Here is a 4469-nt window from a genome sequence, read left to right on the forward strand (position 1 = left end):
GAGGACTACGTCATCATCGACACCGCCGAGTACGCGATCCCGGGCCTGGACGACGACTTCCGCGTCATCGTGTCGCCGTGGATCCTGTCCGTGCTGACCACCGACCGCCTCGCGCGCAACTACGAGCTGGTCACCAAGCACAACCTCAAGTACCGCCGCTACTACCACCAGTTCGACTACTAATTCTATTTGGGGGAAACCGCAATGAGGCAATACATCTTTGCCAGCCACGCGCATTTTGCGACCGGCATCAAGGAGAGCACCGAGCTACTCTCGGGCGCGCGCGATAACGTCCACGATCTGTCGATGTTTGTCGACGGCCGCACCGACGTCGCCGAGGAGGCCGCCAAGCTCCTGGCGACTATCGATCCCGCCGACGATGTGATCGTGTGCACCGACCTGTTTGGCGGCAGCGTCAACAACGAGTTCACCAAGATCGTCCAGACGCGCCCCAACACCTACCTGATTGCCAACATGAATCTGCCGCTGCTGATCCAGCTGCTCTTCTCGGACCAGGAGGCTCCCGCCGACCAGGTTATCCGCGAGATCCTCGCGGCTGACGACACGCGCGTCAAGTTTGTCAACGACCTGCTGACCGATGCGGATGACGAGGAAGAGTTCTAGTCACCGCCTGCTAATAATGGGGCCGGGTTTCCGGCATGAGACCTTTGGGGGTCAATCATGATTCAATTGGTTCGCGTCGACCATCGTCTGCTTCATGGCCAGGTGGCCGTCTCTTGGGTCCAGGGCCTGGGCGCCGACTGCATCTTCTGCGTTGGCGACAAGGTTGCCAACGATCCCGTCTGGAAGACCACGCTCAAGATGGGAAAGCCGGCCAACGCCAAGCTCGTCATCAAGGACATGGAGCACGCCATCGAGGCTATCAACTCCGGTGTCACCGATAAGTACAAGATGATCATCTGCGTCGCCAGCATCGCCGAGGCCAAGCAGCTTGTCGAAGGCTGCCCGCAGATTACCTCCATCAACCTGGGCAACACCAAGTCCAAGGATGAGCAGCGTCCCGATGCCCGTAAGATCTCCCGTCAGATCTTTGTGACCGCTGCCGAGGAAGAGGACATTCGCGAGCTCGTCGGCCGCGGAATCGAGGTCGAGATTCGCGCTCTGGCCGACGACCCCAAGGTCGATGCTCTAAGCGCCCTCTAATTGGGAACTACGGGGCGGCGCGTACGGCGCCGCCTTGCCCGTGGGCGTACCGGATAAACGCTTTACCCGTTACCCCATCTACCGTTCACCGGGAGTACCTGCCCGTTGAGCGATTGGTATTAAATAGTTTTCGCATGACTATATAATTGGTATTAAATCATTTGCACCGGTTTAGGTGTTAACAGCACACCGGTACAAGCTGGATCTGTCTGGACGATTGTCGGCATGGGAAAGGGCGCGCTGACAAGTCGGGAATCGCCGCGCGGATCCAAGAGGGATCAAAGGGAGGAACAATGCTTGTTCAAGCGATCCTTATCGGACTTATCGCTGCCTTCGGTAAGCTCGATTATCAGCTCGGTACGCTCTATGCGTTCCGCCCGATCGTTCTGTGCCCGCTCGTCGGCATAGTCCTCGGGGACCTGCAGTCCGGCCTCGCCATCGGTGCGAGCCTCGAGCTGCTCTTCATGGGCTCAATCTCCATCGGCGCTTACGTGCCGCCCGATGAGTGTATTGGCGGTGTGCTCGCCTGCGCCTTCGCTATTCAGCTGGGTCAGAGCACCGAGGCCGCTATCGCGCTCGCGATGCCCATCGCCACTCTGTGCCTGGCCATTAAGAACGTCGTCAACGCCGGTATGCCCCTTCTGGTCGACCGTGCCGACGTCTTTGCCAGCAAGGGTAACCTCAAGGGTATCTACGCTATGCACTGGATTATCGGTCTCGTGATTGTCGTCCTGGCCTTTATCCTGTGCTCGGTCTCCTTCTATCTGGGTGCCGACGCCGTTCAGGGCCTGCTCGACTTCATCCCGACGTTCGTCCTCGATGGCTTTGGCGTCGCAGCCAACATCCTGCCTGCCATGGGCTTCGCCATGCTCGGCCGTCTGGTGCTTACCAAGCAGCTCGTGCCGTTCTACTTCCTGGGCTTCCTGCTGTGCTCCTATGCCAACGTGCCCGTCCTCGGCGTCGCTCTGATCGCAATCATCATCGGCATCGACAAGTACGACCTGCTGGGCCTTGGTGGCGCCCAGCCCCAGCTTTCTGTGGAAGGGGATGAGGACGATGACTTCTAATTCCGAGAACCAGATTACTCGCTCCGACCTCATTAAGAGCGCCGTGAACACCGGCGCCCTGGGCATGGAATTCTCCTGGACCTACTACAAGCAGATGAACATTGCCTTCTGCCTGATGGTCGCCAACATGCTCAAGAAGATCTATGCCGGCCGTCCCGACGATTACGCCGAGGCCCTGCACCGTCACAGCGCGTTCTTCAACATCACCCCGCAGCTCGCTCCCTTCGTGGGCGGCATCGCGATGGCCATGGAGGAGAAAGTCGCTCGTGGCGAGGTTGAGCCCGAGAGCGTCAACGACATCAAGGCCGCCCTTATGGGCCCGCTTTCCGGCCTGGGTGACTCCTTCTTCCTGTCCACCCTGCGCGTCGTCGCCGCTGCCGTGGGCATCAGCCTGTGCCAGGCCGGAAACGTCTTTGGCCCCATCGCTTTCCTGCTCATCTACAACACCCCGGCGTTCCTGATTCGTATCTTTGGCGCTATCAAGGGTTATGAGCTGGGCATTGGCTTCCTCGACGAGGCTCAGAAGACCGGCCTGATGCAAAAGATCATGGCCTGCGTCGGCATCGTCGGCGTCATGGTCGTCGGCGCCATGAGCAAGGACATGTTCTGGGCTTCGCTGCCCGTCGCTATCGGTCAGGGCGACTCCGCCCAGACTCTCCAGGACATCCTGGACGGCATCATGCCCGGTATGCTCGGCATGGCCGCCTTCTGGCTCTATTACTGGCTGCTCTCCAAGAAGATCAACCCGATGGTCTTGATCCTCTGCACCATGGTCGTGGGCATCATCGGTGCTTACTTTGGAGTGCTTGCCTAATATGTTCGAATCGCGCTTCCATCGCGTCTAACGGTTGCGTCGATCTTTGGGGGCTTGTCGCATCTGCGGCGGCCCCCTGTTTTTTAAAACTCCGTACGAAAGGGGAGGGCTATGGTCGTACCCGAGCTTTCGCTCATGAACATCAACCATCGTTACTACAGCATCGAGACGTTTTTTAAGGCTGCAGGTGAGGCCGGCTATCGCAATATCGAGCTGTGGACCGGCTCGATGCACCTGTATGTGGATTGCCATGAGCACGAATCGGTGGATAAGATTCGCGATCTTGCCGCCCAGTACGGCATCAAGATCGTGTGCGTGTGCCCCGAGCAGAACAACCCCAAGCCGTGGAACGTCGCGGTGCGCGGCGAGGCGGGCCAAAAACGCATCCTCTCGTACTTTAAGAATGTGATCGACGTAGCCGTTGAATTGGGCGCGCCGCAGATTCTGGTGACGAGTGGTTGGGCCTATCTGGACGAGCCGGCTGAGGACGCCTGGGCCCGTAGCGTTGCCATGCTGCGCTCGGTGTGCGACTACGCCGACACGCGCGGTATTCGCGTCGCGCTCGAGGCGCTGCAGCCGTCGGAGTCCGTGCTGGTCAACACTGCACAGGATGTGGCGCGCATCCTCGAGGCGGTCGATCGCCCCAACCTGAAGGCTTGTATCGACTTTGGCGCCATGGAAGTTGCCGGCGACACGATAGACGGCTACTTTGAGGTTTTGGGCAACAAGATCGTTCACACCCACTTTGTAGATGTGGGCGGCGGCACGACGCATCTTGCCTGGGGCGACGGCGAGCGTGATATGCGTGCCGACCTCGAGGCACTCATGCGCCACGGCTATACGGGCTATGTCTCGGCCGAGACGTGTGATGGCCGCTACTATCAGGATCCGTCCAAGGCGACGACTCAGGTTATCGAGATGTATCGCCGTGTGACAGCGGAGATGGAGGCCGAATAACTAAACTGCGCGGTTGCGCCGGAAACGCTTGGGCGGGTCTGGCGCAACGCTTTTATAGCTGGCGAGTTGTGGGGAGCCCGTTGGCAGTAGCGCTCGAAATAGACAACTATTGGCGTTGTAATACCACTCGGGTGAGGAAACCGACCGTTTGCCGCAAATCTCCGTGAGTTTAGATTGGTATTAAATAACAAGCAATCGTATGGCTATAATTGGTATCAGTAAGAAGCGCGATGTATAGAATTGCGCACATGTGATGGGAGGACACACATGAAGGAGACCGAGAAGATCGAGATCATGCACTTCGACCAGGAGGGCTACCTCGAGGACGGCAGGAACGTCTACGAGGCCGGCAAGCGGATGACCGCCCTGGCCGACCGCGTGCACGAGGAGGGCTACGACGCCGTCTTCCTGATGGGCGTCGGCGGCACCTGGGACGAGTTCATGCAGCTCGAGTACCTCATGAACAA

Annotated in this window: 5 protein-coding genes and 2 pseudogenes; all 7 read left to right on the top strand. The window is 58.9% G+C overall.

Features of this window, described 5'->3' with window-relative positions; genetic code table 11:
- Positions 1-183, top strand: a pseudogene (locus ACTNA2_RS08910) (SIS domain-containing protein); the annotation flags it as partial.
- A gap of 21 nt (positions 184-204) precedes the next feature.
- A complete protein-coding gene (locus tag ACTNA2_RS08915) occupies positions 205-624 on the top strand; it encodes a PTS sugar transporter subunit IIA (protein WP_154515120.1) in 420 nt (139 codons plus the stop codon).
- A 57-nt stretch (positions 625-681) separates the two neighbouring features.
- On the top strand, positions 682-1164 hold the full coding sequence (locus ACTNA2_RS08920) for a PTS sugar transporter subunit IIB (RefSeq protein WP_441049353.1): 483 nt from the start codon (positions 682-684) through the stop codon (positions 1162-1164).
- Between the two features lie 293 nt (positions 1165-1457).
- The gene (locus ACTNA2_RS08925; protein ID WP_441049355.1) at positions 1458-2231 is read left to right on the top strand and encodes a PTS mannose/fructose/sorbose/N-acetylgalactosamine transporter subunit IIC; all 774 of its coding nucleotides are present in this window, start codon (positions 1458-1460) and stop codon (positions 2229-2231) included.
- Complete coding sequence (locus ACTNA2_RS08930) at positions 2212-3045, top strand: PTS system mannose/fructose/sorbose family transporter subunit IID (RefSeq protein ID WP_441049357.1); 834 nt, start codon at positions 2212-2214, stop codon at positions 3043-3045. The genes ACTNA2_RS08925 and ACTNA2_RS08930 overlap by 20 nt, the downstream gene beginning before the upstream one ends.
- Before the next feature lie 111 nt (positions 3046-3156).
- The gene (locus ACTNA2_RS08935; protein WP_441049359.1) at positions 3157-4002 is read left to right on the top strand and encodes a sugar phosphate isomerase/epimerase family protein; all 846 of its coding nucleotides are present in this window, start codon (positions 3157-3159) and stop codon (positions 4000-4002) included.
- Between the two features lie 267 nt (positions 4003-4269).
- A pseudogene (locus ACTNA2_RS08940) lies at positions 4270-4469 on the top strand (SIS domain-containing protein); the annotation flags it as partial.

The organism is Collinsella sp. HCP28S3_E9 (assembly GCF_052065455.1).
Taxonomy (GTDB): Bacteria; Actinomycetota; Coriobacteriia; order Coriobacteriales; family Coriobacteriaceae; genus Collinsella.

Bases quoted from the DNA above. Each gene is read 5' to 3' on its own strand.
- ACTNA2_RS08915 (WP_154515120.1), top strand. From the start codon at position 205: ATGAGGCAATACATCTTTGCCAGCCACGCGCATTTTGCGACCGGCATC.
- ACTNA2_RS08920 (WP_441049353.1), top strand. From the start codon at position 682: ATGATTCAATTGGTTCGCGTCGACCATCGTCTGCTTCATGGCCAGGTG.
- ACTNA2_RS08925 (WP_441049355.1), top strand. From the start codon at position 1,458: ATGCTTGTTCAAGCGATCCTTATCGGACTTATCGCTGCCTTCGGTAAG.
- ACTNA2_RS08930 (WP_441049357.1), top strand. From the start codon at position 2,212: ATGAGGACGATGACTTCTAATTCCGAGAACCAGATTACTCGCTCCGAC.
- ACTNA2_RS08935 (WP_441049359.1), top strand. From the start codon at position 3,157: ATGGTCGTACCCGAGCTTTCGCTCATGAACATCAACCATCGTTACTAC.